Raw genomic sequence first — 23,616 nt, forward strand, 5'->3', positions numbered from 1 at the left:
GATTTCGCCTCTTTTCAGCTTTAAAATAATGTCTCTAATCAGATACATCTTCTATCCATTAGAGATATTCTATATCCATGAATAAATTTACTCCTTTTTGAACTAAATTGCAAGCATTTAAATCAACTTTTTTTATTTTTTTATGTATTTATAAAAAAAAGAGGTTAAAATCACTTTTTTTTGTGATTTTAACCTCTTTTTTAATCGATGGTTTCTACTTTGTCTGCTTCTTTTAAAATAGCACCCGCTGTTTGAAGAATATCAAAGGGCGTTTTTTCATTTGCCATCACAACAACGCCATCGTTGCCATCCTTTGAAATCAATATTAAACTATGATATCCACCAAGCACACCGTGGCTATATTTTGTTTTTTCTCCAAGGTACATGCCAAAACCGTAGGAAGATTCTGATGATCCTGGCGTTTGCATTTGATCTAAACTTGTTTTACTGATTAATTTCCCATCCACTAACGCTTGGTTGAATTTAACTAAATCGCCTGCTGTCATGTACATATTTCCAGCTCCAAATTCTTCAGACAGGCTTCCTTTGGTGATAGGAAGTGGCTGATAGGCTTGATTTCCTACTTTTTGGTAAGCTACCGTATGAAAGAGGGCCGTATCAAAGCTATCGTAAAAACCGGTATGGGATAAATTGGCTTTTTCGATAATGTTCTTAGTCACGTAGGTGCTATAATCTGTACCTGAAGCACGTTCAATGATTCCTGCTAATAAAATATAATCATCATCGGTATAGTGCCAGTGGCCGTTATTGACAATTTTTAGTTGATCTAACACCTCTTGAACTGCGCCATTGTGGGTCACTTGTTGCCCTGTTTTTTTCATTCCGACAATTCCTGATGTATGGGTTAATAATTGTTTGACTGTGATGACGCCGTTGTCGTTAATGGTAGGGTAATACTTTTTGATGGGATCGGTTAATTTTATTTTCTCTTCGTCTACTAGTTTCATAATCGCTGTTGCCGTAATGCTTTTTTCAATTGAGCCTATATAATAAAGGGATTGAAAAGTATTTAATTGATTCGTTTCTTTATTCGCATATCCGTAGCCTTTGTTTAACAAGACTTTCCCATTTTTTATGACGAGTAACGTTCCGTTAAATTCTTTTGATTGAATCAAGTTTTCAATTTTTTTCGTTAACTCAGGGGTTTTATCTCCACTATTTGGGTTATCAAGATCTGGTGCTAACTTTTCTGGTTCATTCGTGTCCAGCGCTAAGCCATTTTCTTTCAACTTGTAGCGTCCTATCTTTAAATGTGTAGGGCTTGCGGCGAAACTCTCTTTTTTTGTCGCTGTTACCAGAACTGCTCCACCTATAATAACTAAACTTAATAATGCCATTACTAGAAGAATTTTCCGCATTTTCCTCACCTCTAGCCCCTATTATAAACTCAATTCTTCTATATCATTACTTAAATTTTTTTAAAATTTCTTTACATCACTAAGTGTACTAGTTATAATAGTACACATAATACAAATAACGAATGCACAAAAGGAGTCTGACTATGATTAAAATCGATCCCCGCAGCCCTCATCCTTACTATGAACAAATCATATCAGCAATTAAACAACAATGTTTGGCAAAAGTATTATTGCCTGGTGATAAGCTTCCTTCTGTACGTGAAATGGCTGGAACTATTTTAGTAAATCCAAATACAATCAGTAAAGCTTATCAGGAATTAGAACGTCAAGGCGTGATTGAAACGTTACGAGGCAAAGGAACGTATATAGCGGAACGACAAGCAACTCCCTTAAATAAGGAATTAGAATTAAAACTTCAAAAACAATTGGAAGAATTTTGTTTAGAAGCACTCTACTTGGAAATTCCCAAAGAAACATTAACCAAGTGGATTGAAGACAACTATCAAAAACTAAAAAAGGAGTAGACCCTATGGACATCCAACATTTATCAAAAAAGATTAGTCCCTCATTTTCATTAAGCGCTATTACATTCACTTTAAAAACAGGGGAAATCACGGGGCTGATTGGCCGCAACGGAAATGGAAAATCAAGTTTATTTAAAACAATGGTTGGACTTTACCAAAAAGATACTGGAGCAGTTTTAATTGATGGTCAGGAAATTGAACACTTTACTGAACAAAAAGAACATGTTTTTTTACTACAAGATTCGATTGCCTATTTTGATTCATTAAAATTAAAAGAAATCAGCGCTTACTACCAACTTGCTTATCCTCGTTTTAATCACGATTTATTTCAACGAGAATTAAAAAAAATTAAACTGACATTAGATGAACGTTATGGAAAATTATCGAAAGGGACAAAAACAATGGTTCGTTTGATTAGTGCTTTTGCTACTGGAGCCACTTACCTTTTTTTAGATGAACCTTTAGATGGACTAGATACAATTCAGCGCAAGCGGGCATTAGGTTTTATTTTAAAGCAGGCTACATCCACTCAGGTTAGTATTTTAATTGCTTCTCATCAACTTCAAGAATTAGAATCAATTGCCGATCGTATTTTAGTCTTAAAACAAGGTTCTTTAGTGAAAGATTTTTATTTAGAAAGATTACGTTCAACTGCTATTAAAGTTCAATTTGTTTTTGTAACAAAAGAGATTCCTTCTATTATCAGAGAAAACGCTACACTTTTATCTGTTGAAGGACGTGTTTTAACTTACTTATTTGAAGAACTGCCTCAAGAATTAGAAGAAAACATTAAAGAAACGAAACCTGTCTTATTTGAACGACTTCCTGTTTCGATTGAAGATATTATCCGTAGTCAATCAACCAAAGATCCAGATTACCAAATGATGAATCAGGAGGAATGCTAAATGAACAAAGATTTGCACACCTTACTTTGGAAGCACCATTGGAAATTATTGAGTTTGTTTTTTGCAACAGTAGTTGGAAGCTATTTATATAGCGGACTTAGTCAGGTGACTACATGGAATAAAAACTATCAATCAACACTGGAACAAATCAAATTATCTGAAGGCTCAGAAACGATAAAAGATTATGATTTTTCCTTATTTTATACGATGGGACAGTCTTCAAATAAAATTTTTACAACCTTTATTCATGAACCTACTCTTATTTTATGGAGTGCTGTTGCACTATTAAGTTTCGGATTGTTCTTTTTTGATAAAATGTCAAATTTTGATCACTTCTTATTTGCTAGTCGTTTTTCGAAAAAAGAGCTCTTTTTAACAAAACTATTTTTTGGCTTTTCTACTCTTTTTAGTAGTTTAATCATTGGAAAAATACTTTTTATGAGCTTGCTTTATTTGAAAATCCCTACAGCCTTTTTCAATGCCTCCTTCGTTGATTTATTCCCTAACCAATTATTAAGCGTCCTATTTTATATTTTTATTTTTTCCATTATGATGTTTTTTGCGATCGTCATTGGGGATGCTTTCTTTCTGTTTTTTGTCAGTGTTGGTTTTTCAATTAGTATTGGCTTTTTTATGGATACCTTTCGTACTCTTCTCAATAAATGGGACTATTATCACCATGGTTTTTTTTCGACAATTGCAAATGATTTCTGGCTTTTTACTTTATTTAAACACCCACCAATTCAAATAGAGCAACTGCCAATTTGGTATTACTTAGTTTATAGTATGGGAATTATTGGATTCGTGGCATTGTCACTCTATTCCTATAAGAAACTTTCTTTAGAAAATGGCCGAAAATTTATTTTAATTACAGCGCTAAAAAAACCACTTATTGTAATTGCTAGTGTCTACGTTCCTTATATTCTTGTAAGCAACTGGCTGTATGCTGATTTTTACAATCTGCAGCTTACTCGTTTTTTCTGGCTTAATCATTTACTTTGCTTTGGATTCGGTATCGCTTTGTGTGGAACGCTTTCTTGGTTCCTACTATATAAGAAAGAATCTTTAAAAAAAAGCGGCATTTAATCAAAAAAGCGCAAGGTTCTTTTAAGAGAACCTTGCGCTTTTTCTAGTTTTAGTTGTTAGTTCACGAAGACTTAACGGGCAATCAAATAGATATCCTTGAAATACATCGCAACCTAGCTCGTGAACTTGTTTTAATTGAGTTAGTGTTTCTACGCCTTCTGCCACCACTGATAAATTCAAACTGTGAGCCAATTTGATTGTTGATTCAATAATTTTCATGGCCTTTAATTCTGTAGAGCGAATGAATGCTTGATCTATTTTTAAGCAATCAACCGGTAAGGAGTGTAAATATTGCAACGAGCAGGAACCTTGCCCGAAATCATCTAAACTAATTTTGATTCCTAAAGCTTTTAATTTAACTAAATTTTGATGGGCTCGCTCTAAATTTTGTATCTCTGGTCGTTCGACAATTTCAAGCTCTAAACGTTCTGGCGCATGTAAATGGGCTTGCAAATAATGGCAAAGTCCTTCTATATAAGTATCATCTGTCACATCACTAGATGGAATATTGACAGCAATCGTTCGCTTCTCAAAAAAGGGATTTGTATTTAACAACATCACAATTTCTTGAATCAAATAATTTTGTAACTTTCGGCTATCTTCTGCCGTTAGAAATGAGAAAAAAAGATTTGGGGTTAAAATACGATTTCCTACCTTCAACCTAATTAACGCTTCGACACCCACTGTTTCTAATTGGTTACGACTCACTTTAGGTTGAAAATAAACTTGATATTGTTGATTTCGAATCCCCTTTACAATTTCGGTATCCGTAGTTGTAGAACACACTGTCATTCCTCATTTCAATAATGATATTCTAAAGCTTATTTTACCCTTATTATATTATAGAACCCTGCTAATAATCGCAACTATTTACACTTTTTTAGAACTATTTTTATTTAGCTCTATTCGTTAATAAGCTAAAAAACGATCAGAATCAACATACGATTCTGATCGTCTTTTTAAAAATTAAGCCATTCATTCTTTTTCTTTTCGTATTCATCTTTAGTAATCATACCCTCATCGTATAATTTTTTTAAATGAGACAAATCGTCTGTCAGTAAGTCTGGATTTTCATTGATTTTATTCGTTCTAGTTAACGTCATAATTCCTGCAATCACCCACAAAATCCCGTGAATGGAGGTAATTGAAAGACCTCCTAGAACTAAAATCGCTATTCCCCAGCCTAAACGGCCTTTTTTTAGTTTAAAAGCCGCAATAAAACCAAAGATAGAGGTTGCAACTAACCAAATGACTACTACAATCAAAATTCCGACTATAAAGGCTCCCTCAGATCCATCATAATAGCTTGTATTATAATAATCCGTATCGTACATTTGATTCATTTGAGAGGACATTCCAATTCCTGCTAAACCTGTAATGAGTATCACTACAAAAGCAAATAAAGCATTAAGAATAGCTCCTATCAGCGTTAATAGATATTCAGTTTGACGATTCATCATACTCACGATCTCCTTTTTCTCCAATTTCTTCTTTTGGCACCTCTTCTTTTATGCTTATTTCCTCTACCTTTTCAACTTGTTCTTCTTTAGGTGTATCTGTAAGCTGTTGTGCTGTTTTTAACCCTTTTAATTCTTGTTTTAATAAATAAATTTCCCGATCATGCTCTAGACTATTTTTAACTAATTTTGATTCATTAATGCCTTTAACAATTGCTTTTTTGATGATAAAATACCACATAAAAAACATGCCTACAATTAGTGCGATATAAAATAGTCCAAGAAACATAAAGAAATATGCACCTATCAGTGAACTCATTTTAATTCCCCCTATCTTTTATAGTTCTAGTATACCTTTTTTTAAAGGAACCGTCATTTTTTATTTGTTCCATAAATCATTAAAAAAAAGACCTGTTCCTCAAAGAAACAGGCCTAGCAGTGCTTATTCTAAATTTTTCCCATTTGAAGCTATCACGCGTTGATACCAATAATAACTTTCTTTTGGAATACGGCGTAACGTTTTTTCATCGTGCTCGTCACGATCAATATAAACCATTCCATAACGTTTTTGGTATCCATTTAACCAACTCAATAAATCTGTATAGCTCCATGTGCAGTACCCTAATACTGTAACGCCATCGGTAATTGATTCTTGAATAGCTTTTACATGGCGTTTTAAATAATCGATACGGTATTCATCATTGATTTTATCATCTGATTCAAGCTTATCAAAGGCTCCTAAACCATTTTCAGTAATTAAAATTGGCAATTGATAGCGATTTTCAATACGACGCAACGCTACATGCAGTCCTTCTGGGTCAATGGTCCAATCCCAATCTGTTGTTTCAGTAAACGGATTTGCAGTTGTTTTAAATAAACCTGGAATGCCACTGTCTTTACTGCTTCCTTTTTTTCCAGTAAAATTCGGTTTTGCTTCCCCAATGCCTCCATTTAATGGATTGTACTCTACAGTTGCCGTTTGATAATAGTTTAATCCCATAAAATCAGGCGTTGCTGCTTTTAACAGCTCTAAATCTCCTGGCAAAATAGTTGGAGCAATTCCTTCTTTGACTAAATGATTCATCACCACTCTTGGATATTCTCCCCAAGCATAAACATCCATCCAAAAATGAGACAATAGTTCTTCTGCATTTTCAGCAGCTAAAATATCCTTTGGATTCGGCGATTTTGGATAAACTGGCGTATAAGCAAAACTTGGTCCAATTAATGCATCTTCAATCGCTAACTCTCTAAACGATTGGATTACCTTAGCATTCGCCACATTAGCTATGTGATTGACTTCGTAAAATCGTTTTTCATCACGAACAGCAGGCGGATGAGTTCCCGTTTTATAACCTTGTCCCACAAAAACATTTTGTTCATTTAAGGTTACCCAATGTTTTACTCGATCCCCGTATCGCTTAAATAGAATAACCGCATAATTGTTGAAATCTTCAATGACCTCTCGACTTTCCCAACCACCATAACGCTCCATTAAAGCTTGTGGAATATCCCAATGATACAAAGTCACGACCGGTGTAATTTGGTAAGAAAGTAGTTCATCAATTAAACGATCGTAAAAATCCAATCCTGCTTCATTGATTTCTCCTGTTCCACTTGGTAAAATTCTGCTCCACGCAATCGAAAAACGGTAGGCTTTCAAACCTTGTTCTGCCATTAACTTGACGTCTTCCTTATAACGGTGGTAATGATCCACTGCAACGTCTCCATTAGTATCTTGAAAGGTAGCTCCTGGAACTTTCGCATAAACATCCCAAACAGACTCCCCTTTCCCATCACTATTCCATGCGCCTTCAACTTGATAGGCTGCGCTTGCACTCCCCCATAAAAAATCAGTTGGAAAATCGTTTAAATCCTTGTGCTCCATTCCAATCACTCCTAAAATTAGACTATACTTTTATATTTAAATTATAGATGATTACTCAAAAAAATGCTAGTTCGAATAGTTGTTTCGACGTAAATAAGGTTAAATTCCTTCTGATTCATTGGAATAATCCCACTACTCATACAATCATTTACATACGCTTAGTTTAATTGAAGCTACTTTCTTACTGATTCCATCATTATTAAAAAAAAATGAACAACCGCGCTTCATTCTCATTTAAACTCTATCTAATATTTAGCACAACTAACTCCTTGATACGCCATTTATCCTTTTTTATTAACAACTTGTTAAGATAAAAAAAAACAAGCATAAATCAATATACTTTACTTTTATATTTTGTCATTCACTTTTGTTCTTAAGTTCTGAACATCCTTTCATCTGATTGTTTGTAAACAGCTTAAACTAAGCTTTCCATTAAATTACCTTCTCTGTTTTTCTTCTGAAAGAAACTTTTTCGGAACAAGAATGTGTTCATTCTACAAAAAAATGAATACGCATTTTTTTCTTTAACGAGCGCAACTACATTTGTTATAATTTGATAATCAAACTAGCTATTAAACATCAAAAACGTCATCAAATTCGCTCTCATTTTATTCATATTCGCTATTTTTTAATTATTCTTTTATTTAACGACACATTTTGTTCACAAATTCTACACTAAGCTAAATAGAAAAATAGTGAATACACTCACATGTTTTATTATAGATATATATAAAGATAATCATTATTTTTATGTATACAAAAAATGAATAAAACCCACTTTATTCAACAAAAAAATATAGGATTGTTTTAAAATAAGCATTTCCAATAATTAAACGGGTCTTAATTATTCATTTTTTATATAAATCAGTTTTTCTTTTTTAGGCTTCCCTTACTAAGGTTGATCTATTTTTCACATTTCTGTAGTTTATCATTTTTAGTTATTATATTATTTATGGATATTATTCTATCTAATAGTTGGATTCACAATGATAATAAGATTAAAATTCCAACACAAATAGCTAACGTTTATGCTATAATATTGAACAGTAATTGATTATTATAATAAAAAAACTTCGATGTTAATAATACACACAGAAGTTTTTGGAATAAATTCAAAGTTAATTGAACTATATATAGCTGATATTGCCGTAGGTTGAAATTGAACCTTCTGCTAAACTCACTAATTCTTCAAATAACATATTTATTCCTCCCTCCCAAAAAAAATAATCTTTGCTTTTTGGAAAAATAAAAATAGAAAATAGCAAAACATTCGTTTTACTAACTCTATAATATAACATTTATTAATAAAAATCAACTATAGAAGGGAATTTTTTATAATGATTATCTTAGGAGATAAAGTTAAAAAATTAAGAATCGAAAAAAAATTAACACAAAGTCAATTAGCAGAAGGCATCTGTACTCAAGTTACTATCAGTAAAATTGAGAATCACAATAATATTCCAACGATGAATATTTTAAGCAAAATTTGTGATCGTTTAGGCGCAGAAATCAACGATGTTTGTATCGTTGAAGGAGATTCAAATACAAATTACAACCTATTTAAAAAAGTAGATACTCTTTGCAATCAATTGCAACATAAAGAAGCTTATGATTTATTAGTAAGTAGCATCAACGAAGATGAACTAGATAATATTCACGATAAAAAACTTTATTACTACTATGTTGGAATCACTCGCTTAATTGGTTTTAACGAGTTTGAAGAAGCTTTGCATTACTTTAATTTAGAATTAATCTTAGAACGTTCTTCTAATCTTGATTTTGTGGATGTTTTAGTTACAAATTCAATTGGGATTGCTTATGATTCAAAAAATGACATCAAAAAAGCTAAAGTTTATTTCGATAAATCAATTGATGATATTCAAGAATTAAACAAAGTTGAAGCAGATAACTTTACTAAATTATTGAAAATTTATTACAATGCAGCTAAATTCTATTCAAAAATTGAAATCTACGATAAAGCTATTAGTTTATCTGACATCGGAATTGACTTGTTGCAAAAAGACAAATCATACTACATGCTTGATTTCTTGTACTATGAAAAAGGCTTTAACTTATTGAAAAAAGGCAATAAAAAAGAAGCAGAAGAATTCTACTTCTTAGCAATGGCTTGTGCGATTATGAATGGCAATGACAATATTGTTACTGGCATTAAAGAAGATATCAAACAATATAAATTAACACCTTACAAATTCTAAAGAAAAAACCTTCTCAACTTTGAGAAGGTTTTTTTCTTTAGTTTATTTTTTTTAAAATAGCTTGTGCAGTAGCTAGGTTCATTTGAGGTGCTTTCCGTAATTCTGCTACTACTTGTTCGATTTCATCACCAGTTGCGCCTGCGTGGATTGCCAGTGCCTTTGCTTGTAGTGACATATGCCCTCTTTGGATTCCTTCTGTTACTAACGCTTTTAATGCGGCTAAATTTTGCGCTAATCCAACTGAAACAATAATACTTGCTAGCTCTGTCGCCTGATGAATTTGCAGCAATTCTTGATTTGCTTTCACAAGTGGCAAGACACTAATAGCGCCACCAACGGTTCCTACCGGCATGGGCAGGGTCAATTCTCCTGCTAAATTTCCCGCTTCATTCATAAACCAATTAGACATTCCTTTATAACGCCCTGTTCGACTCGCATAGGCATGGGCTCCTGCTTCAATGGCTCTTGTGTCATTCCCTGACGCCATTACTACTGCGTCAATTCCATTCATGATGCCTTTATTATGAGTAGCTGCTCGGTAAGGATCCAACTGAGCATAATAAGTTGCTTCTGAAATCCGTTTAGCAACTTCTGCTCCGCTGTATTCTCCAGTTGCTAGTCCGGTTACTGGTATCTCACATTTAGCGGTCACCAATGAAGCATCTCCATAGTTGCTTAGGATTTGCATCAAGGTACTTCCTTTAATCCAATTGGAAATCGGTTCAACTGTTGCTTCTAAAATTGTATTGATTGTATTGGCTCCCATCGCTTCTTGAACATCTACAATTAGATGCACCGTTAAGTATTCAGGCTCCAACGCTTCATTTTTAATGATTCTTGTCTCAACACGCTTTACGCCACCACCTCGCTTCACAATAGAAGGATGGGCACAGGACGCGATTTCAATAATTTCTTGTTCTTTATCTCGAATCATTTTTGCAGCAGCTTCGATATCTAGCACGTCTTTAAAAATCAATTGTCCAATCATCGCGCGCTCATGAATTTCAGTGGTAAATCCACCGCCACTTCGAATCATTTTTGCGCCATTGCTGCTGGCTGCAATTACAGAAGGTTCTTCCGTCACCATCGGCACAATCACATCTTTTTGATCAACTAAAAAATTTAACGCCACACCTATTGGCAATGGAAATTGGCTTAGTTGATTTTCAATCATATTGTCTGCAATTGTTGCATCTAGTAGCTGCTCTTCCATAAATAATTGTTCGCCATTTTCAGTTAAAAATCCCTTTTCAGCTAACAGCTTAATGCGCTCTTGGCGACTTTTTTGATAAAATTTTGAAATAGTTGAATCCATTTCAATTCCCCTCTTTCAACTAGTTTAGTGACGTTCAACAACCATGGCAACGCCTAATCCGCCACCAATACATAATGATGCCACACCCGTTTGTTGCTTCGTTTGTTTCAATTCGTATAATAAGGTCGTCAATACTCGCGCACCTGACGCGCCAATGGGGTGCCCTAAGGCGATTGCTCCACCGTATATATTGGTTTTTGCTGGATCAATTTTTAAATCTTTTACAACAGCTACTGATTGTGAGGCGAATGCTTCATTCAATTGGAATAAATCAATTTCTGATAAGCTATAGTCGCTTTTTTTAACAGCTTCTTTGACTGCATAATAGGGAGCGTATCCCATAATCGCAGGATCAATTCCAATTTCAGCGGTTGCTTTGATGGTTGCTAAATAAGGAATTCCTTTCGCTTCTGCTCGTTCTTTGGACATTAACACTAATGCCGAAGCACCGTCATTGATTCCAGAAGCATTTCCAGCTGTGACGGTGCCGTCTTTTTTAAAGGCGGGCTTCAAACGTTCTAATTTTTCCATTGATGTATCATAACGAATCGTTTCATCTTTTTCCATTAAAGTGCCATTTTTTAGTAAAACGGGAACTATTTCTTCTTGAAAGAAACCTTGTTCTTCTGCTTGTTTAGCTTTCATTTGTGAGTGATAAGCAAAAGCATCTTGTTCCTTACGGCTAACTTGAAATTGTTCAGCTACATTTTCTGCAGTAATTCCCATGTGGTACTGACCAAAGGCGTCAGATAATCCATCATTAATCATACTGTCAACCACTTGATCGTTGCCAAATTTGTGACCAAAGCGATGATTCTCCATTAAAAAGGGTGCCTGTGACATGTTTTCAGTTCCGCCAACCACAACGACTTCTGCTTCGCCAAGTTGAATTGCTTGTCTGCCTAACATCACAGCTTTTAAACCGGAACCGCACACTTCATTAATCGTCATTGCAGGAACTTCAAAAGGAATCCCTGCATGAATTGCAATTTGTCTAGCGGGATTTTGTCCTAGCCCTGCTTGTAATACATTTCCAAAAATAACTTGTTGAATATCTGATGTTTCTATATTGGCTCTCTTTAATGCATTTTCCACCACAATTTTACCTAGTTCAACAGCTGAGCTATCTTTTAAGCTACCACCGAATCTTCCAATTGGTGTTCGAACCGCACTTACAATTACAACTTCTTTCATAGCCCTCTCCTTTGAAAACATTTTGCCTTTATTATACCATTATTGATAGTCAAAACAACTTGTTGAATGCGGCCCTTTAAAAATTTATTAAAACCTTTAGGTTAACTAATGAAAACGCATTCTAAAATGAAAAAAAGAGCTTTTTTTTAAAGATTTTACTAATTTATGATGAAATTTTCTTCTTTCGGTTGTCTTTTAAAGTTATTTTTAATAAACTGGTAGTGTGAATCAAAAATATATAATAGAAAAAGGTAATGATAATGAAGATAGGAATCGATAAAATTAGTTTTTATACACCTGCTTTTTATGTTGACATGGTTGAGCTTGCTCATGCAAGAGGAATTGATCCAGATAAATTTACCATCGGCATTGGACAAGATAAAATGGCATTTCCGCCCGTTACGCAAGACGCTGTAACAATGGCAGCTAATGCGGCCCTATCGCTATTAGATGACGTCGATAAAGAAAAAATTGATTTGATTATTCTAGGAACAGAATCAGGAATCGATCAATCAAAAGCTGGCGCAGTTTATATCCATCGCTTACTTGGCTTAAATCCATTTGCGCGCTCAATTGAAATTAAAGAAGCTTGTTATGGCGCAACTGCAGGCATTCAGATGGCAAAGGAATACGTTGCAAACCATCCTGAAAGCAAGGTTTTGGTTATGGGTTCTGATATCGCTCGTTACGGATTAGATACACCTGGTGAATCCACTCAAGGAGCTGGTGCCGTCGCTGTCTTGATTACAAAAGACCCTCGCGTGATTGCCTTAGAAGATGACAATGTCTTTTTAACAGGGGATATTATGGATTTCTGGCGTCCTGTTTACTCAGAAACAGCCGTTGTAAATGGTAAATATTCAACTGAACAATACATTCAATTTTTTGAAACAATCTGGGCTGAACATCAACGTAAATTTAATGATTCATTAGCTGACTTTACTGCAATTTGCTTCCACCTACCTTATACAAAAATGGGACGTAAAGCATTAAATACAGTGATTGATTCCGTTTCTAGTGAGGATCAAGAACGCTTATTGGAAAATTATCGTTTAAGTACGCTGTACAGTCGCCAAATCGGCAATATCTACACAGGCTCTCTGTATTTAAGTGTGATTTCTTTACTCGATCACCAAACATCATTGAAAGCCGGAGATCGTTTAGGATTCTTTAGTTATGGCTCTGGTGCTGTGGCCGAGTTCTTTAGTGGGACACTCCAAGAAAACTTCCAAGATTATATTAACGCTAAAGGCCATCAAGATTTGTTAGATAAACGTAAAAAATTATCCATTTCAGAATATGAAAAACGATTCAATCAACAGTTGCCAACCGATGGTTCAACAATGAAAATTGAAAGTACCGATGATCCAGCGGCGATTGTTTTAACCGGAATTACAGAACACATGCGTCAATATTTAAAAAAATAAACACACCCGTCCAATTAAGATTTTTCTTAATTGGACTTTTTTTGGGAATTTTAAAAATAGTTCTATAGATACCATTCGTTATTAAAATGAAGTATACTTAATTCATAAGGAGGTGCGCAATGAAAAAGAAAACATACCGCAATACACCAGCTTTTACTTTACTCGCATGGGGATCATTTATTTTCTTTATTATCTTGATTACAATTGGTCTTTATACGCTAAAAGAACCGTTGATGGTAAAAGGCTATTACTTAATGGGAACCGTTGGAATTATTTCTTCTTCTTTCACTGTAGCAAAAGTTGTTCGTGATAATCAAGAAGACGAAGAACGTTATAAACAAATGTTTAAAGCTGTAGATGACGACGTGCATTTATAGTCTAAACATAGTCGCTAAAAAGATACTTTTTTAGTGGCTTTTTTAGTTCAGTTCTTTCTTCTTATTCTTTTTTCCGTTATAATCGAAGCAAGACTTTTTTTAGGAGGGATACGTCATGATTCATATCGAAAAAATACCTAATGGTGCATTACAAGAAAATTGTTATATTATAGCCGATGGCACAGATGCTTTGATTATCGATCCTGGTTCTGAAGCGGAAAGAATCATTGCAACCATTCAAACATTAAAGGTGATTCCTCAAGCTATTTTATTGACTCATACTCACCATGATCATATTGGCGCTGTCGATCAAGTACGGGATGCCTTTTCAATTCCTGTCTATGTTCATGAATCAGAACAAGCTTGGTTGAGTGATCCTGAAATGAATCTATCAGCACAATTTATGTCCGTTCCAGTTACTGCTCGACCTGCAGAATTTGAATTTACGTTATATAAAGAGTATGATTTTGGCAAACTGCATTTTAAAGTTGTACCGACACCAGGACATTCATTTGGTAGTGTTAGTTTTCTCTTTGGGGATTTCGTCATTGCTGGAGATGCTTTATTTAAAGGCAGTGTTGGGCGACCTGACTTGCCAACAGGGAATCTAGATCAGCTACTTAAAGGCATTAGAACTGAACTATTCTCATTACCACCAGAAACAATCGTATACGCTGGGCACGGTGATGACACCACTATCGGATACGAACAAAAAACCAATCCCTATTTTAATTAATCCGTTGCTTCCTTAATTTTAAGGAAGCTTTTTTGCTAAATTTTTTCCAAATAATTTTTATAGTAGCTCGCGTACTCTTTCATTCCTAAGCGCTTAAAGACTTCAAGTGAAAAGATACACATTTCTTCTCCTGCGATTTTATGACCTGTTTTAATGAGAAAGATTCCATTTAAAAATTCAATCGTTACTTTTTCAAAAAAAGCGGTCTCTTTTACTCCAATTGATTCAATTGTCTTTAAATACTTTTGTGCTTTTCTAATATTGTTATGATTAAAACAACACAGTACCATATTGATTAACATTCGCGCTAAGTCATCTTGATTTGCATTTAAATCACGGTATAGATAAACTTCCTTTAAGGCTTTTTCAATTAAGAATTCCAATGTTTCTAAATCGTAAATAAACATCATATTAGTGAAAAGTCGCAATTCATAATAGCCCCAATATTGAGTATTAAAAAGATAATACTTAATCGGCAACACTTTTTCTTCATTAATTTTTTCGTTCTTTACCCGACAAATCAAAGAATATACGAGCAAATGATTGTGTAAAAAGAAAATATCTTCCGTTGTTTCTAGTGCCGTAACCAACTCATCGTTTAATTTTTCTAATTCAACTAAATCAATTTGTTGAAAAGCTGCAATGATGCGTTCTTCCAATCTTCTTTTAGAAGACAAGCGGTACCCGTTTTTTATATAGTCAATCTCATCGTATTCGACATTTAAGTTATCTAATAGTTTAAAAAATTTCGTTACTGAAATATTTACTTTTTCCCGTTCATATTTAGATAAAAAAGATTTTGTCATTGTATTTCTACAGGCATTTTCTAAAGAATAATTTTTATTTTTTCGGAGTTTTGAAACAATTTTTCCATACGACATTTTATCACCTCTGTTATATTTTCAAGAAAAGAAATCGTTGTTATCTATAAGAATAGTGATCTTTTTTATTTCTGATAGAAGTGGTTTATTATTTAATTATTTTAGTTTAAATGTATTTGGTATAGATTCATTTTGTTCAACTTCAAACATACGCAGTTTCAATCCATGTTTAAACAACCAACTTAAAATAGGAGGACTAAATTTCTTGATGTGCAGTGGTGTATCTGCATTTTAAAATAGACTTACCTCTCTTTATTTAAACATTTCTTTGTACGAGCTTCTTTCATAGTGTATTATATGACACTTCAAAATACTTATGTTATATATATGCATACTATTAAAAATTAGAATTACGAACCTTTTAGTTTGAATAATTGAATTTAATTTTTTATTTTTTCTTATTTTACAAATTTTATTTAATTTTCTAATTCAATAAAAGTCCAATAAAAAAAAAAGCTAGAAATACTGATTAAAAACAGTATTTCTAGCTTTTTTTATTAGGCTAAACTTTGATGGATGAAGTTACACTCAACTCCACCGATTTTGTTCTCTATTTACTGATCCTAATTCGTTAGTCAATCAACTGATTAATTTTAATCCAATCGTCGAAACTAAAATAATGCCAATAAAAAATAAACGCAACGCACTTTTTGAATCACGATAAAATAAAATCCCTACAATCGTCGTTCCTACCGTGCCAATTCCTGTCCAAATTCCATAACCTGTTCCCATCGGAATCGTTTGAAGAGCATATGACAGCAACACTAAACTAATGCCCATTAAAATAACAGCAAAGAAAATCGCATTTTTTTTACCAATAGCCAATCTTTTTAAATTTATGACTCCAATAATTTCAATTAAGCCTGCAACAAATAATGCCAACCAATCCAAATGTCCCCACTCCTTATGCCTCTTTTTTTGTTTCAACCATTTTCAGTCCAACAATTCCTATCAATAATGAAATCATTAAAAAGGCTTTTAAAGGATAGATCGCTTCATCAAATAGCCAAATTCCTGTTAAAATCGTTCCTACTGTTCCAAGCCCTGTATAAACAGCGTATAACGTACCCATTGGCAACTCTTTTGCAGCCATCGTAAACAAACCATAACTTAAAATAACGCTCATAATCGTAATAGCCCATTCACCTATGTTAGTGGCATGTGCCAGACCTGTTACCCAGCCAATTTCTAAAATTGCACCTAAAATTACTAATAGCCAACTTTTATTCATAATTTCCTCCAATAATCTCATTGTTTCGCTTTCTATCTTACCATATTTTTACCTATGAAAAAAACTCCTTAACGGAGTTTTTTTGTAAGTCTTTTTTATTTCCATTCAGTGATTTTTTCAATTGGCAAACGAACAGAAGCATAACCTTCTTCATTTGCTTTTCCTATTGACAATACCATCACTGGTACATAACGATTTGCATCTAATCCAAAAGCTTCAGCTAACTGATCTTCTTCAAAACCACCGATTGGATTTGTATCATATCCGTATTTACGGGCAACAAGCATCAATTGCATTGCAACAATTCCGCCATCAATTAATAAAATTTCTTTTAATTTATCATCTGAAATGGTATTGTAGTGATTCGTTAACGCTGCGATTTGACGGTCTTTTACTTCTTGCGGCATTAAACCACGTTCAACTGCCGTTCCGTAAATTTCTTCACCAAAATCAAAACAGTTTCGATCGCCAAAGATTAAAATCATCGCGGATGACGTATCATTTTGTAAGGTATTAAAACGAATGATTGGTTTTAACGTTGCTTTTCCTTCGTCACTTTCGACAACTACAAAGCGCCATGGTTGCATATTCACTGATGAGGGTGCTAACGTTGCTTCTGTTAAGATTGCATTCATTTCTTCTTTTGATATTTTAACAGCAGGATCGTAATTTCGGATTGAACGGCGACCCGCTAAAATAGTATTAAAATCGTTTGTTAACATTTTTTCTGACACAATTTATTCCTTCTTTCAGTTTGGTTTTAATTCAGTTAGTAATGTGATGCTTAAAGGAGCAGCTAACCAGCTTGCTGCTTGTTGTTGAAACGTTTTAAAATGTTCACTTTGGTTGTGTGCCTCAATTGTAGCTTGATCTTCCCAAGTTTCTAACATCTTAAATTCATTTTCTTCACCTACAACTGCAACTAGCTCATATTGATGGTTTCCTGCTTCTTTTTTTGAAGCATTCACCAACAACTTAATCTCTTTTAAGAATTCAGCTTTTGCTTCTGGTTTTAGAGTCATCTTTGCTTGGATATGAATCATTCTCACATTACTCCCTTATTTATATTGTTCGATTTTTTTCGAACTAAAAGCATCATATCATAGTTTACTATTCATTTGCAAGTGACTAATTTAAAAGAATGAAATTTACTATCACTTTTTCCTAAAATATGATAAAGTGACTATATGAAAAATCAACCTACAGCTATTGAACCCACTAAAGAGTCGGACTTGCTTCATATTTTTCAAGCTTTGGGTGATCCCCTTCGATTAAATATTGTGATGTGCCTGTTAGATACAGATGGAAAGGGTTTGAAAAAAGAAGATTATCCAATTGCAAAATCAACGTTGTCACATCATATTAAAATTTTAAGAGAAGCTGGCTTGATTCATTGTGAAAAATCAGGAACTGCCCACTATTACTCTGTTCAAAAAACAGAATTAAACAACAAATTCCCAGGCTTACTGGAATTGATTCGCCAAGAAAAAATAGGAAAGCATTGAAAAAATTTTCAATGCTTTTTTGTTTTATTTTTTACTTAAATGATGACATAAAAAAAGCACTGACAAAAGTCAGTGCTTCTTCGACAGTATTTATTTGCATAAATAGGTCCCGTGAATTCCACAAAACAGAGGGGTCCAAACATCTACATCTTGTAGTTGTACTCGAAGTACATATGCCCTGCCTTTGTTCAATCACTAGCCGCCGCAGCGGAATAACTAAAAGTTATCTGATTGAGTCAACTCATCGCATGTAAGTAATATACCATGTTCTGATTGTGATTACAAGCTTTCCTTTTCAATCTCATTCGATTGTTGCTCTACTGCTAAGGTTTTTATTAATTCCGCAAATCTAGGGTCTTCATTAAAAGGATGAATGTAATGAAACTCACTTCCTCCGTTTTCCATAAAATAACCATAATTTTCAGATTCTATTTCTTCAATTGTCTCTAGACAGTCTGAAACGAAGCCTGGTGTAATCACCATTACTCGTTTAATCCCTTTACTCGGCAATGCTTTTAAAGTCGCATCAGTTGCTGGCGTTAGCCATTCGGAAGGACCAAATTTCGATTGATAGGTTTCAATATAAGGAATGTCTCCCACCAACTGCATCACAGCTTTAGTGGTCTGTTGACATTTAATCGGATAATCATCGCCTTTTTCTACATAGGAAACCGGGATGCCATGATAAGAAAAGAGTAATTGATCAATGTCGTGTTCTTTTAAAGCTTCTTTAATTTGGCTTGCTACTAATTGAATATACAGCGGATGATCGCTATAATCACTTACAAAATGAATCGTCGGGATTTTCTGATTTTTCAAATAGTATGTTGCAATCGAGTCGTAAATTGAAGCCGTCGTTGTTGTTGAGTATTGTGGGTATAGTGGAATAACCGTCAAATCGGTTACGCCTTCTGCTTCCATTTCGGCTAAAACGCTTGGGATATCTGGATGGCTATAAGACATAGCAAAACGCACAACTTGATTGGGTACTAGATTTTGCAATAATTCTGCTTGAGCTTTGGTGTAAATAAGTAAGGGAGAGCCTGCTTCTCGCCATATTTCTTTATAAAGTAAGGCCGACTTTTTAGGTCGTGTGTTTAAAATAATACCATGTAAAAGCGGCAACCACAGCCAGCGTGGCGTGTCAATGACACGAGAATCCCCTAAGAAACGTTTCAAAAAGGCACGTACTTCTTTTTTTTCTGGTTTATCAGGTGTTCCTAAATTGGCAATCAAAATTCCTTTTTTACGGATAGGCTGTTCCATTTTCCCACTCCTTTTCTTTTAACTTTATTAAGTATATCACAATGTTTTTATTGTTCTCAAAAAAAGTCGTCGTTTAGAAACTAAACGACGACTGCTACTTTTTTATTGGTTTACAACGGTTTCCTCGATTGATGCTTTTTTCACTTTTTGTTTTTGAATGCCAATTCCTGTGAACCCACAGAAAACGGTAATCACTGGACAAAGCAAGCAGAAAAATGCAAATGGCAAGTAATCGACGGTTGGAATACTCAAAGCTCCTGCAATAAATACCCCACTAACACTCCATGGAACAAGCGAATTAACGACCGCTCCCGCGTCTTCTAACACTCTCGACATCGCTAATGGGTGCAACCCTGCATCATCAAATGATTTTTTAAAGGCTTTACCTGGTAAGATAATCGACAGGTATTGTTCTCCAACTAACAGATTCACTCCAATACAAGAAAGTGCGGTTGCTAAAATTAATTTACCAGTTGAGTTCAATGAAGTGGATAAAGGTTTCATTACTGAATCAATGATTTTAAATTCCACTAAAAGTCCACCCAAGGCTAAGGCTAAAATAATAAGAGAGATGGACCACATCATACTTTGAACCCCACCACGTGTTAGCAAAGCATCAATGCTAGCATCTCCCGTTTGAGAAACAAAGCCATCTTGTAAAATAGACGATAATTCACTAAACTTGGTCATTGGTTTTTCAATGAAGAACATGACAACGGCTACAATGATGCTTAGAAGTAGTGTTGGAATTGCTGGGATTTTCCGCCATGAACAAAAGAACATGACAAGAATTGGGATTAAGGCAAAGAAACTAACTGAGAAGTTCGCTTTTAACGTTTGAACAAGTTTCGTAATATCCGCTGTATCTGCATGCTGTTGACCGTTTCCTAAGATAAAGAATAAAACTAAGGCAATTAGCAGTGCTGGAATCGTTGTCCACATTAGATTTTTAATGTGACGGAATAAATCCACACCTGAAACTGCTGCTGATAAATTCGTACTGTCTGATAAAGGCGACATTTTATCGCCAAATACAGCTCCTGAAACAATTGCTCCTGCTACTAAAGCTGGATTAAAGCCCATTGTGGTTCCCATTCCTAGTAAGGCAATCCCAACGGTTGACACCGTTGTAAAAGCACTCCCTATTGACGTTCCAACAATGGCACAAATAATAAAAACTGATGGGACAAAGATACTTGGATTTAAAATTTTAAACCCAAACACCATCATTGAAGGAATAATTCCTGCCGCAATCCAAACACCAATCAAGGCTCCAATTAAGATAAAGATAATCATCGGCACAAGACCCGTGGAAATTCCTTCTTGAATTCCTTTGTGGATATCGTCCCAAGAATGTTTTTTGATTCTTCCCCATAAGATTAATAATCCAATGGATATAATTAAAGGCGTTTGAGGTGCCACGCCAAACTTAATCACACTTACCCCAATAATCAGTAAAATTAAAACCAGTATTCCTAACGCTTGTTTAAAACTTTGTTTTGTTTTCATCTTGTATCGCTCCTAAATAATTTTTTTGTTTTTCCTATGAATTATTTAGTCAAACGATAACTTGTTAATCCTCCATTGGTACACCTTAAACTTCCCATTTTACAGACCCCTTTCGTGAAACGTTTTTTATACGTTTTACTCGTTCCATTTTTTTACACTAAAAAGCCCCTGCTGTAATTTCTTACAACAGGGACGAATTTGATTATTCGCGGTACCACCCAGTTTAGAAATGAATGACTCATTTCTCGCTTCATTGGTGTAACGGACCTCTCCGTCTTTAGTTTCCTAAAGATGCTCCAAGTTTGTACTTCAAATAAAAATCCCGATTGGTTCGCAGCGTCCACCAATTTTCTGAACTAAGATTTAGATTCTACTGTAACTCTTCAACGCGTTAAAGTATTGATGTTGATAAATTGTATTTTAGCACGTTCTATTCTAAAGGTCAATTTATTTTAATTTCTTTTTTTGTTAATGGATGCCTCCCCTTAATTTAAAAGCTTTTTAGTTTCTTTATTTAATCAATTTGTTATACTTAAACGTAACTAATCTATTCGTTAATGGAGGTGTAAAAATGCCAACTAACAAAAAAATACTGATTATTGGTGGAAGTGGTTTTTTAGGGCAAGAACTTTGTTTGGCAGCCTTAAAGAAGGACTTTACGGTAGCCAGCCTTTCTAAACATGGCAAGCCAACCCATTTATCAAAAGAGCTATCCGACGCGCCAATCGATTGGATTACCTGTGATCTTTTTGCTACCAATCAATTAGAAAAGATTATTAGTCAATTCGATATCGTTATTCATCTTGTGGCCATTCTCAAAGAACAGCCTAAAAAAGGACTTACTTATCAAAAAATGATTTTAGATGCAGCGATGATTGTTGGAAATGCTAGTAAAAATACAGCAATTGAACGATTTGTTTTTTTATCTGCAAATGCTGGCAGTCCATTTATACCAAAAAAATACCTTGAAAATAAACAGCTTGCTGAAAATTACTTAAAGCGACTTCCGTTTCCTTTAACGGTCGTTCGACCTGGTCTTTTATATGGAAAAGGTCGGCCTTCTTCCTTAACGCTTGCAAATTTACTCTTTTTCTTTTTAAAAATTCCACTGTTGAAATGTTTTTTCATTCCCCTCAAACCAACTCCTGTAACGGTTTGTGCAACGAACATTGTTGCTAGTTTAGACGACGTTCCAAAAAAAGCTTACCGGATACTAACACTTGAAGACTTGCAAACTAAAACCTAAAACCCAACCAAAAGATAGAGACACTTCTAGCTTTTGGTTGGGTTTTAATTGTCTTTTTTAATAGTAACCGATTGAATTCCTTTGCCTATATAAAGTGGTGTGTCTTTTGTTTGATAGCCCATTAAGACATGGTGAGCTATCAACACATCCCTTGCTCGGTATTGAACGGCAATGCCGACTCTTTTTTCTAAAGATGAATGTTGGTTCGTCCCTACAAAGTGATTGATAACCACTCCTTGATAAGCTGAAATCACTAAATTTCTAGGACTCGATTCTTGATACAATGGGGTAAATTGAGGCTCGATAGATACTAAAAAAGTCCCTCTAATACCTTTCGCTGTTTTTGAAGGGCTGTCCTCTCCTTGATGGTGTCCAATATGTCTGAAATTATATGAACGGTTGTCGAAAGAAGAGTAATGCCCAATAATTTGAACGTCATTTGCAGCTGAACTATCTTCATGGGCTTTGATTTCAATTCCCCCAAAGCACGCTTGCGTTCGATTATTCACTAAGATGACATGACTAGAACCGTCGTCGATTTCTATCCCATTTGAATTAGAAAAACCTTTTTGATGGGCTTTACCACTTGGATGATGTAGATAAGAATTGCTGATAAGCAGATAGTCACTATGATGAGTTGTGATGCCATCGTCGCCAAAACCAACGGCTTCAATTTCATCTGCCCAAATATACTTACTTCCTAGTCTTGAACGGGTTCCATCTCCTCGGTAGCTATAATAGGCAGCAGTCAAATCAATTCCATGCAGTCCAGCGTTTAATGTTTTGATAGTTTGAATCACGCCGTAGGTTACATGTGCAAAGGTTAAACAACTAGAGGCGGTTCCCCCTTTTGCAGTCATTTCAGTGTTTCCTAAACGTTCTACGTTCCAGTCTAATGTCATATTTTTGATGACTAAATGATGATTGCCTCGTAATCTATTTTTATTACGGACTACTCGTTCACCAATTGGGGCATTAGGATGTAATTTGATGATGGTTTGATCAACCCCGCTACCTATCAAAGTCGTATTGGAAGGCATCCGCACTTCTCTAGTGAGGTAGGTTCCTGGTGGAATAATAATTTTACGATTGCCTTTTTTTAAGGCTTTGCGAAAGGCTTTTGTTGAATCTGTCACACCATCTCCAATTGCACCAAAGGATTCAATGGAATAGGTTTTTTGCTGCAATTTGTGTTGCTTGATTTCGCTTTTTAACAGTTGAAACCACCAAGGAACTAAAAAGCGAGATGCTCCAATTGCAACTGGTACATCCGCTTTAAACGCCGGACTTTTTTTAGTGATTAAAGAATAGAAATCCCCTGTTTCAGTTGGATTTGCTAGTGATTCTTTTCGCTTTAATTGGTTAAAATATCGTTCCGTTTCTTTAATGGCTTGTAACTGTTTAGTGCGTGTTTGATACGTTGGAAAATAGTTGGTTAGGAGCTCTTTTGTTTTTTCTCCTAAGTGCATTCTTT

At 34.6% G+C, this 23,616-nt stretch carries 24 protein-coding genes and 1 other annotated feature; of the genes, 9 read left to right on the plus strand and 15 right to left on the minus strand.

Annotated features, from left to right (window positions below):
• Nucleotides 1-200 precede the first annotated feature (200 nt).
• On the minus strand, nt 201-1,379 hold the full coding sequence (locus CDIMF43_RS12035) for a serine hydrolase domain-containing protein (RefSeq protein WP_109842138.1): 1,179 nt from the start codon (nt 1,377-1,379) through the stop codon (nt 201-203).
• A gap of 143 nt (nt 1,380-1,522) precedes the next feature.
• Between CDIMF43_RS12035 and CDIMF43_RS12040 the strand changes: the two genes are divergently transcribed.
• From CDIMF43_RS12040 to CDIMF43_RS12050, 3 genes are read left to right on the plus strand one after another with little or no spacing between them, the layout of a single operon-like run.
• Entirely contained in the window at nt 1,523-1,903 is a 381-nt protein-coding gene (locus CDIMF43_RS12040) for a GntR family transcriptional regulator (RefSeq protein ID WP_109842139.1), read from the plus strand.
• 5 nt (nt 1,904-1,908) lie between these two features.
• On the plus strand, nt 1,909-2,808 hold the full coding sequence (locus CDIMF43_RS12045) for an ATP-binding cassette domain-containing protein (protein ID WP_074401710.1): 900 nt from the start codon (nt 1,909-1,911) through the stop codon (nt 2,806-2,808).
• Nucleotides 2,809-3,894 carry a hypothetical protein gene (locus CDIMF43_RS12050; RefSeq protein WP_109842140.1) on the plus strand — a complete coding sequence of 362 codons (1,086 nt, stop codon included), beginning with the start codon at nt 2,809-2,811 and terminating at the stop codon, nt 3,892-3,894.
• Between the two features lie 21 nt (nt 3,895-3,915).
• On the opposite strand, the gene CDIMF43_RS12055 is transcribed toward CDIMF43_RS12050, so the two are convergent.
• The 4 genes from CDIMF43_RS12055 to CDIMF43_RS12070 form a co-directional block, all read right to left on the minus strand.
• Nucleotides 3,916-4,680 (minus strand): EAL domain-containing protein, encoded by a 765-nt coding sequence (locus tag CDIMF43_RS12055; RefSeq protein ID WP_162532947.1) that lies wholly within the window; start codon nt 4,678-4,680, stop codon nt 3,916-3,918.
• A gap of 173 nt (nt 4,681-4,853) precedes the next feature.
• A complete protein-coding gene (locus CDIMF43_RS12060; protein ID WP_233218324.1) occupies nt 4,854-5,354 on the minus strand; it encodes a DUF4064 domain-containing protein in 501 nt (166 codons plus the stop codon).
• Nucleotides 5,335-5,670, minus strand: a complete 336-nt coding sequence (locus CDIMF43_RS12065) for a hypothetical protein (protein WP_074401707.1) — start codon at nt 5,668-5,670, stop codon at nt 5,335-5,337. The genes CDIMF43_RS12060 and CDIMF43_RS12065 overlap by 20 nt, the downstream gene beginning before the upstream one ends.
• 123 nt (nt 5,671-5,793) lie before the next feature.
• Nucleotides 5,794-7,239, minus strand: a complete 1,446-nt coding sequence (locus CDIMF43_RS12070) for a glycoside hydrolase family 1 protein (RefSeq protein ID WP_074401706.1) — start codon at nt 7,237-7,239, stop codon at nt 5,794-5,796.
• A gap of 1,337 nt (nt 7,240-8,576) precedes the next feature.
• On the opposite strand from CDIMF43_RS12070, the gene CDIMF43_RS12075 reads away from it, so the two are divergent.
• Nucleotides 8,577-9,455: a helix-turn-helix domain-containing protein gene (locus CDIMF43_RS12075; RefSeq protein ID WP_034568434.1), complete on the plus strand. Its 879-nt coding sequence runs from the start codon at nt 8,577-8,579 to the stop codon at nt 9,453-9,455.
• A gap of 37 nt (nt 9,456-9,492) precedes the next feature.
• Here the strand turns inward: CDIMF43_RS12075 and CDIMF43_RS12080 are convergent, their stop codons facing one another.
• Together CDIMF43_RS12080 and CDIMF43_RS12085 are read right to left on the minus strand one after the other, a co-directional pair.
• On the minus strand, nt 9,493-10,770 hold the full coding sequence (locus CDIMF43_RS12080) for a hydroxymethylglutaryl-CoA reductase, degradative (RefSeq protein WP_109842142.1): 1,278 nt from the start codon (nt 10,768-10,770) through the stop codon (nt 9,493-9,495).
• Nucleotides 10,771-10,794: 24 nt separating this feature from the next.
• Complete coding sequence (locus CDIMF43_RS12085) at nt 10,795-11,964, minus strand: acetyl-CoA C-acetyltransferase (RefSeq protein WP_109842143.1); 1,170 nt, start codon at nt 11,962-11,964, stop codon at nt 10,795-10,797.
• Between the two features lie 260 nt (nt 11,965-12,224).
• Between CDIMF43_RS12085 and CDIMF43_RS12090 the strand changes: the two genes are divergently transcribed.
• The 3 genes from CDIMF43_RS12090 (at nt 12,225) to CDIMF43_RS12100 (ending at nt 14,504) form a co-directional block, all read left to right on the plus strand.
• Nucleotides 12,225-13,391, plus strand: a complete 1,167-nt coding sequence (locus CDIMF43_RS12090) for a hydroxymethylglutaryl-CoA synthase (RefSeq protein ID WP_074401703.1) — start codon at nt 12,225-12,227, stop codon at nt 13,389-13,391.
• Between the two features lie 119 nt (nt 13,392-13,510).
• Nucleotides 13,511-13,768 (plus strand): YiaA/YiaB family inner membrane protein, encoded by a 258-nt coding sequence (locus CDIMF43_RS12095; protein ID WP_074401702.1) that lies wholly within the window; start codon nt 13,511-13,513, stop codon nt 13,766-13,768.
• Between the two features lie 118 nt (nt 13,769-13,886).
• Nucleotides 13,887-14,504 carry an MBL fold metallo-hydrolase gene (locus CDIMF43_RS12100; protein WP_413488891.1) on the plus strand — a complete coding sequence of 206 codons (618 nt, stop codon included), beginning with the start codon at nt 13,887-13,889 and terminating at the stop codon, nt 14,502-14,504.
• A 35-nt stretch (nt 14,505-14,539) separates the two neighbouring features.
• Here the strand turns inward: CDIMF43_RS12100 and CDIMF43_RS12105 are convergent, their stop codons facing one another.
• From CDIMF43_RS12105 to CDIMF43_RS12125, 5 genes are all read right to left on the minus strand, one after another.
• Nucleotides 14,540-15,385 (minus strand): Rgg/GadR/MutR family transcriptional regulator, encoded by an 846-nt coding sequence (locus CDIMF43_RS12105; RefSeq protein WP_109842145.1) that lies wholly within the window; start codon nt 15,383-15,385, stop codon nt 14,540-14,542.
• Nucleotides 15,386-15,964: 579 nt separating this feature from the next.
• On the minus strand, nt 15,965-16,276 hold the full coding sequence (locus CDIMF43_RS12110; RefSeq protein ID WP_074401699.1) for a DMT family transporter: 312 nt from the start codon (nt 16,274-16,276) through the stop codon (nt 15,965-15,967).
• 13 nt (nt 16,277-16,289) lie between these two features.
• Nucleotides 16,290-16,616 carry a DMT family transporter gene (locus tag CDIMF43_RS12115; protein WP_109842146.1) on the minus strand — a complete coding sequence of 109 codons (327 nt, stop codon included), beginning with the start codon at nt 16,614-16,616 and terminating at the stop codon, nt 16,290-16,292.
• Between the two features lie 95 nt (nt 16,617-16,711).
• On the minus strand, nt 16,712-17,338 hold the full coding sequence (locus tag CDIMF43_RS12120) for a nitroreductase family protein (RefSeq protein WP_109842379.1): 627 nt from the start codon (nt 17,336-17,338) through the stop codon (nt 16,712-16,714).
• Between the two features lie 27 nt (nt 17,339-17,365).
• Nucleotides 17,366-17,659: a putative quinol monooxygenase gene (locus CDIMF43_RS12125; protein WP_074401696.1), complete on the minus strand. Its 294-nt coding sequence runs from the start codon at nt 17,657-17,659 to the stop codon at nt 17,366-17,368.
• Nucleotides 17,660-17,803: 144 nt separating this feature from the next.
• Here CDIMF43_RS12125 and CDIMF43_RS12130 point away from each other — a divergent pair, with 144 nt between their 5' ends.
• On the plus strand, nt 17,804-18,121 hold the full coding sequence (locus tag CDIMF43_RS12130; protein ID WP_082985710.1) for an ArsR/SmtB family transcription factor: 318 nt from the start codon (nt 17,804-17,806) through the stop codon (nt 18,119-18,121).
• 279 nt (nt 18,122-18,400) lie between these two features.
• Here CDIMF43_RS12130 and hemH read toward each other — a convergent pair whose 3' ends face one another.
• Nucleotides 18,401-19,387 (minus strand): ferrochelatase, encoded by a 987-nt coding sequence (hemH, locus tag CDIMF43_RS12135; protein ID WP_109842147.1) that lies wholly within the window; start codon nt 19,385-19,387, stop codon nt 18,401-18,403.
• A 102-nt stretch (nt 19,388-19,489) separates the two neighbouring features.
• Nucleotides 19,490-20,896, minus strand: coding sequence for a Na+/H+ antiporter NhaC (nhaC, locus tag CDIMF43_RS12140; RefSeq protein WP_074401694.1), 1,407 nt, complete (start codon nt 20,894-20,896; stop codon nt 19,490-19,492).
• A gap of 185 nt (nt 20,897-21,081) precedes the next feature.
• Nucleotides 21,082-21,292 (minus strand) — a binding site (T-box leader).
• Nucleotides 21,293-21,467: 175 nt separating this feature from the next.
• Here nhaC and CDIMF43_RS12145 point away from each other — a divergent pair.
• A complete protein-coding gene (locus CDIMF43_RS12145; RefSeq protein WP_109842148.1) occupies nt 21,468-22,142 on the plus strand; it encodes an NAD-dependent epimerase/dehydratase family protein in 675 nt (224 codons plus the stop codon).
• Between the two features lie 44 nt (nt 22,143-22,186).
• On the opposite strand, the gene CDIMF43_RS12150 is transcribed toward CDIMF43_RS12145, so the two are convergent.
• Nucleotides 22,187-23,611 carry a glycosyl hydrolase family 28-related protein gene (locus tag CDIMF43_RS12150; RefSeq protein ID WP_109842149.1) on the minus strand — a complete coding sequence of 475 codons (1,425 nt, stop codon included), beginning with the start codon at nt 23,609-23,611 and terminating at the stop codon, nt 22,187-22,189.
• Between the last annotated feature and the right edge of the window lie 5 nt (nt 23,612-23,616).

The organism is Carnobacterium divergens, from assembly GCF_900258435.1.
GTDB classification, from domain to species: Bacteria; Bacillota; Bacilli; order Lactobacillales; family Carnobacteriaceae; genus Carnobacterium; species Carnobacterium divergens_A.

Bases quoted from the DNA above. Each gene is read 5' to 3' on its own strand.
- CDIMF43_RS12035 (WP_109842138.1), bottom strand. From the start codon at position 1,379: ATGCGGAAAATTCTTCTAGTAATGGCATTATTAAGTTTAGTTATTATA.
- CDIMF43_RS12040 (WP_109842139.1), top strand. From the start codon at position 1,523: ATGATTAAAATCGATCCCCGCAGCCCTCATCCTTACTATGAACAAATC.
- CDIMF43_RS12045 (WP_074401710.1), top strand. From the start codon at position 1,909: ATGGACATCCAACATTTATCAAAAAAGATTAGTCCCTCATTTTCATTA.
- CDIMF43_RS12050 (WP_109842140.1), top strand. From the start codon at position 2,809: ATGAACAAAGATTTGCACACCTTACTTTGGAAGCACCATTGGAAATTA.
- CDIMF43_RS12060 (WP_233218324.1), bottom strand. From the start codon at position 5,354: ATGATGAATCGTCAAACTGAATATCTATTAACGCTGATAGGAGCTATT.
- CDIMF43_RS12065 (WP_074401707.1), bottom strand. From the start codon at position 5,670: ATGAGTTCACTGATAGGTGCATATTTCTTTATGTTTCTTGGACTATTT.
- CDIMF43_RS12070 (WP_074401706.1), bottom strand. From the start codon at position 7,239: ATGGAGCACAAGGATTTAAACGATTTTCCAACTGATTTTTTATGGGGG.
- CDIMF43_RS12075 (WP_034568434.1), top strand. From the start codon at position 8,577: ATGATTATCTTAGGAGATAAAGTTAAAAAATTAAGAATCGAAAAAAAA.
- CDIMF43_RS12080 (WP_109842142.1), bottom strand. From the start codon at position 10,770: ATGGATTCAACTATTTCAAAATTTTATCAAAAAAGTCGCCAAGAGCGC.
- CDIMF43_RS12085 (WP_109842143.1), bottom strand. From the start codon at position 11,964: ATGAAAGAAGTTGTAATTGTAAGTGCGGTTCGAACACCAATTGGAAGA.
- CDIMF43_RS12090 (WP_074401703.1), top strand. From the start codon at position 12,225: ATGAAGATAGGAATCGATAAAATTAGTTTTTATACACCTGCTTTTTAT.
- CDIMF43_RS12095 (WP_074401702.1), top strand. From the start codon at position 13,511: ATGAAAAAGAAAACATACCGCAATACACCAGCTTTTACTTTACTCGCA.
- CDIMF43_RS12105 (WP_109842145.1), bottom strand. From the start codon at position 15,385: ATGTCGTATGGAAAAATTGTTTCAAAACTCCGAAAAAATAAAAATTAT.
- CDIMF43_RS12115 (WP_109842146.1), bottom strand. From the start codon at position 16,616: ATGAATAAAAGTTGGCTATTAGTAATTTTAGGTGCAATTTTAGAAATT.
- CDIMF43_RS12120 (WP_109842379.1), bottom strand. From the start codon at position 17,338: ATGTTAACAAACGATTTTAATACTATTTTAGCGGGTCGCCGTTCAATC.
- CDIMF43_RS12125 (WP_074401696.1), bottom strand. From the start codon at position 17,659: ATGATTCATATCCAAGCAAAGATGACTCTAAAACCAGAAGCAAAAGCT.
- CDIMF43_RS12130 (WP_082985710.1), top strand. From the start codon at position 17,804: ATGAAAAATCAACCTACAGCTATTGAACCCACTAAAGAGTCGGACTTG.
- hemH (WP_109842147.1), bottom strand. From the start codon at position 19,387: ATGGAACAGCCTATCCGTAAAAAAGGAATTTTGATTGCCAATTTAGGA.
- nhaC (WP_074401694.1), bottom strand. From the start codon at position 20,896: ATGAAAACAAAACAAAGTTTTAAACAAGCGTTAGGAATACTGGTTTTA.
- CDIMF43_RS12145 (WP_109842148.1), top strand. From the start codon at position 21,468: ATGCCAACTAACAAAAAAATACTGATTATTGGTGGAAGTGGTTTTTTA.
- CDIMF43_RS12150 (WP_109842149.1), bottom strand. From the start codon at position 23,611: ATGCACTTAGGAGAAAAAACAAAAGAGCTCCTAACCAACTATTTTCCA.